Here is a 4424-nt window from a genome sequence, read left to right on the forward strand (position 1 = left end):
GGTTTATTCCCTCAACCTATGTCTAATATACTATAGTGAAATTATGAACAAATTATGTTCAATTGATGCCTATTTTGTAAATAAATTGTATAGAAATTGTGATTGCTTACTTTGACTTAGGCAAAATTGTTTTATCCCCCTTTTCTATCTTGGTATTAGAAGCCAGCAGTATGCTCAATTGTGACAAAGTCAGCGGTAGTTTCTTAATAGTCTTCATGTTTTTATCTTCCTTAATTTTGATAAACTCATTGTAGAATTTACAGCTTAAGAAAGATTGTCGAACTATTTAAGAAAGTTGCAAGAATAGTTAGTGATTGTATAAGAAAAAAGCCAGTTTGAAGACTGGCTTTTTTCAATTATTTATTTTTCATGATCGGTTGATAGAATAGATCAATAATTATTGCTGCAATCAATGCAACTACGATAGTGATTCCCAAATTCATCCAGGAAATCTGCGTCATTGCCAAACCTAATAATGCTAGAACAAAGGTAATAACAACGTCGGCAATTTGTACACTATAAACTAAACGTGATGGAGCTGATTGCCAGAAGAATTTCTTAGTTCGAGTAATTAAAACAATTAACATTGCACTTAATACTAAGAAGACATAAACCATCGTTGAAACCACTCCATGTGTCCAGCCATGAGTAGTCAAGTACCATACAAAGACAAAGCCAATTACAGTCCAGCCTGCTGCTAATGAAAAGGCGATTTTAGCTAATTTGAACATGTTCCAATTCTCTGGCTTGTAAGTAATATGAGTGTTATCTGTGCCGATCATCATTGTGACCATGTTATTCATGATGGTATAGATAACCATAGCATTTAAGGCCATTGGAATGTAGTTGAAGCATAAGTAAGAGAAAGTAAGCAACATGGTTAATTCAGCAGTACGTGATAACTTAGTTAATGACCAAGTGGTCATTCTTTGGTACACTCGGTGACCAGCATCTAAAATCTTAACAATTGGAGTTAAACCGTCATCCAAAAGCACCATCTTACCACTTCTTTTAGCCACATCAGCAGCATTTGAAACAGCAATTCCAACTTCTGCTTGCTTGAGTGCTGGTGCATCATTAACCCCATCACCAGTCATCCCAACGATATATCCTTGCTTTTGGAAAAGTTTTACCATCTTCAATTTATCTTCAGGTAAAACGTCTGCAATGCCAGCCAAGTCATCAATATCGGTTTGATCATTGAAGTCATGTATAGAAATAACTTTTCCTTTCAAGCCAACTTCTTTAGCTACAGCTGCAGCAGTTTTTTGGTTATCACCAGTTAACATAATAGGACGGATGCCACGTTTTTTTAGTTCTGCAAGAGCCTTTTTAGAATCAGGTCTAACTTTATCCTTTAAGATAAATACACCAGCTAATTTATCATTCAGCAAGACTGCAACCGAACGTCCGGCTTCAAAATCTATGTCTTTAACTTTATTTTGGGCTTCTTTATCAATTAATGATAACTGCTTAAAAGAACCCAGTTTAACGTTATAGCCATCTGCTTCAGACATAGAATATCCAGTATCAGAAGTAAATGGAGTAAATTTTGTTGGTTGAACTTCTTTTATGTCTTTTTGAGCTAAATATTCGTCAATAGCGGTATCAATAATTCCAGGACTACGTTTGTCAGTAGCTGATCCAGCTAGTGCTAAAACTTTATCATTAGCTAGATCAGAAAAGTTAGTCCAAGAAGCAACCGAAGTTTTGTTTTCAGTGATAGTTCCAGTTTTATCTAACAAGAGTAGATTCAAATTAGCCGCATCTTGAATGCCTGTTAAGTCGGAAGTTAATACCCCCTCTTTGCTCAAACGTGTTGCTTCAAATGAATTTGAAAGTGCAAACGTAGACGGCATCGCAACTGGAATAGACGCTATAAACATCATTGCTAAAAATGGCAACATTTCAATTACGTTTTGTCCGCGAATGATAGCCGCAATAACTAAAATTAAAGTTAATACACCGTCTAACAAACAAAGATAGTAAATGATTTTAGTCAATAATTGTTGTAAATGCCCCGGTGCCGCAGAATTATTAATCAAGTTAATAGTTTTTCCTGACCGAGAATTACTACCAGTGGCAGTAACATAGGCGAGCGCATCACCACTCATTACAGTTGTTCCAGCAAATGCGGTGTCACCTACTTTTTTAGAGATTGTTTTTGATTCACCAGTGATTGAGCTTTCATCAACGCTAATTTCACCTTGGGCGATTTTTACATCGGCTGCTAAAACATCGCCACGTTTTAAACTAATTAAATCTCCGACGGCCAAAAATTTAGAATTTAGCTTGATCCACTTTCCATTTCTTTTGACAGCGACGGTTGGCGTCAATTCGTGAGAAATTGTATTAAGAACTCGACGTGATTTTTTCTTTTGTGTAGCTCCATTAAAGGCTGCAAATAAAAGCATTAATAAGACGAAAAGTGATTGAATCCATTTACCTAAGATACATTCTAAAATAAGAGCTGCTTCCAAAATCCAGGCAGATAGATTCCAAAGCTTAGACATGAATTCTTTAAAAAAGTTGAATTCAGGCTCAGGAACCTCATTTAGACCATCTTTTTTTATTCTTTCCTGGGCTTGAGCATCAGTCAAACCTTGCAAGTCTTTATTTTCCATATTTTCCTCCTCATTTGGTGTTACTAGTAGTTTATCGCATTAGTTGATTTTAAGAAAATATCATTTTATTATAAAAGATATCAAATTTTTAGATAACAGGTTAACAAATGAATTTAAAACAACTTGAATATTTTATCGTTGTAGCTCAGGAAAGACAGATCACTTCCGCTGCAAAACGCTTATATATCGCTCAACCTCCACTTTCTTATCAGTTAAAACAACTCGAAAAAGAACTCCATACAAAACTTTTCAAAAGAACAGCCTATGGAATCGAATTAACTACTGAAGGCGAAGCGTTCAAAAAATATGCGGAAAAAATGATTACTCTCAGTAAAGAAATGAAAGCAGAAATTCTTCATTCAGACAATGATCATTCTGGCGTCATTCGTTTAGGACTTATCTCCTCAGCTGGTAATTTAATTCCCAATAAAGCCTTTAGTCAATTAACACGCTTTTATCCAGAAATAAAGTTTGAATTATTCGAAGGTAATACATTTAGTATTATTGAAAAATTAGATAATGATTTAATTGATGTGGCAATAGTTAGGACGCCTTTCAATATGCGTGGGTTAAAAAATAAAATATTGAATACTGACGAGATGGTCGCTGTTTTTGATTCGGAAAGTTTTGATTTCAAAAACTCATCCATTAAAATTCAAGATCTAGCTAATAAGCCTTTAATTTTATATAGAAGATTTGAGGCACTATTTAACGAAAGTTTTTCTCACCAGGGGATGTTTCCCTTTTATGCAGTCAAATGTGACGATGCCAGAACAGCAATCCTGTGGGCTGATCGAGGAATGGGAATTGCGTTAGTACCGGAATCTATTGCAAAGACATATAGCACTAAATCCATTCAAGCGATTGATCACCTCTCTTGGTCTTCACATATTGAATTGGTTTGGAAAAAGGACAAAAAACCCAAACCAGTTGTCCAGCGCTTGATTGATAGCCTATCCGACTTTTAGAAGATACTAATATTTGAAATAAAATATGATTGAATATAGAGTGGTTTCGAGTTTTCTTTTAAACGGAGTAATCCTATAGTAAATTTTTTCAGTGTAGGATAATCTGACAGTAAGGTTATCTATTATATACATACTAACATCAAAATTTGTTCAGCTCTGAATATTTGACGACACATATCAATAATATGTTTCAAAGGTAAACTTCTTCAATCCAGCCGTTAGATTAATAATTTTAATAGCATCTCAACAAATATATTGTTATAATATGAGATGCTGAAACGGAGAGTTGGCAGAGTGGTAATGCACCGGACTCGAAATCCGGCGAACCGGCTTATACCGGCGCGCAGGTTCAAATCCTGTACTCTCCTTAAATTAGAAGAAATATCAAAAAAGTCAACTGATTAGTATCATTCAGTTGACTTTTTATGTATGAATTTTATCCAAAGGACTCTATATAATATATCTTTAAAACCTCCACTTGCGTGGAGAACACCAAAACTTTCTTTTTTTCTTTTTGATTGGGAAGGGATCACCTCCACTTGCGTGGAGAACACTATTTACTAAAAGATGATCACTTATACAGGGTAGGATCACCTCCACTTGCGTGGAGAACACAATCATCAAGTCAGTGCAACATCCGCTAAACAAGGATCACCTCCACTTGCGTGGAGAACACCAAAAAAATAATTCGATTTTAAATTTTGATTCAGGATCACCTCCACTTGCGTGGAGAACACTATTAATTAATAATCCTAATAAAACATATTCTAGGATCACCTCCACTTGCGTGGAGAACACTTTAATTATCTTGCCAGTAGTATCATCAACGTAA

At 35.1% G+C, this 4424-nt stretch carries 2 protein-coding genes, 1 tRNA gene and 1 CRISPR repeat array; of the genes, 2 read left to right on the forward strand and 1 reads right to left on the reverse strand.

Annotated elements, in window-relative coordinates; all coding sequences use genetic code 11:
• Positions 1–356: 356 nt before the first annotated feature.
• On the reverse strand, positions 357–2624 hold the full coding sequence (locus Q0Y70_RS09480; RefSeq protein ID WP_297820350.1) for an HAD-IC family P-type ATPase: 2268 nt from the start codon (positions 2622–2624) through the stop codon (positions 357–359).
• A gap of 107 nt (positions 2625–2731) precedes the next feature.
• Here Q0Y70_RS09480 and Q0Y70_RS09485 point away from each other — a divergent pair, with 107 nt between their 5' ends.
• Together Q0Y70_RS09485 and Q0Y70_RS09490 are read left to right on the forward strand one after the other, a co-directional pair.
• Complete coding sequence (locus Q0Y70_RS09485; protein ID WP_297820353.1) at positions 2732–3592, forward strand: LysR family transcriptional regulator; 861 nt, start codon at positions 2732–2734, stop codon at positions 3590–3592.
• A gap of 280 nt (positions 3593–3872) precedes the next feature.
• Positions 3873–3960, forward strand: a tRNA-Ser gene (locus Q0Y70_RS09490).
• Positions 3961–4057: 97 nt separating this feature from the next.
• Positions 4058–4390: a CRISPR direct-repeat array (repeat unit 28 nt; unit sequence GGATCACCTCCACTTGCGTGGAGAACAC).
• Positions 4391–4424 lie beyond the last annotated feature (34 nt).

It is taken from the genome of uncultured Lactobacillus sp. (assembly GCF_947367085.1).
Classification (GTDB): domain Bacteria; phylum Bacillota; class Bacilli; order Lactobacillales; family Lactobacillaceae; genus Lactobacillus.

Excerpts from the sequence above, each read along its gene's own strand:
- Q0Y70_RS09480 (WP_297820350.1), bottom strand. The coding sequence starts at position 2,624 with ATGGAAAATAAAGACTTGCAAGGTTTGACTGATGCTCAAGCCCAGGAA.
- Q0Y70_RS09485 (WP_297820353.1), top strand. The coding sequence starts at position 2,732 with ATGAATTTAAAACAACTTGAATATTTTATCGTTGTAGCTCAGGAAAGA.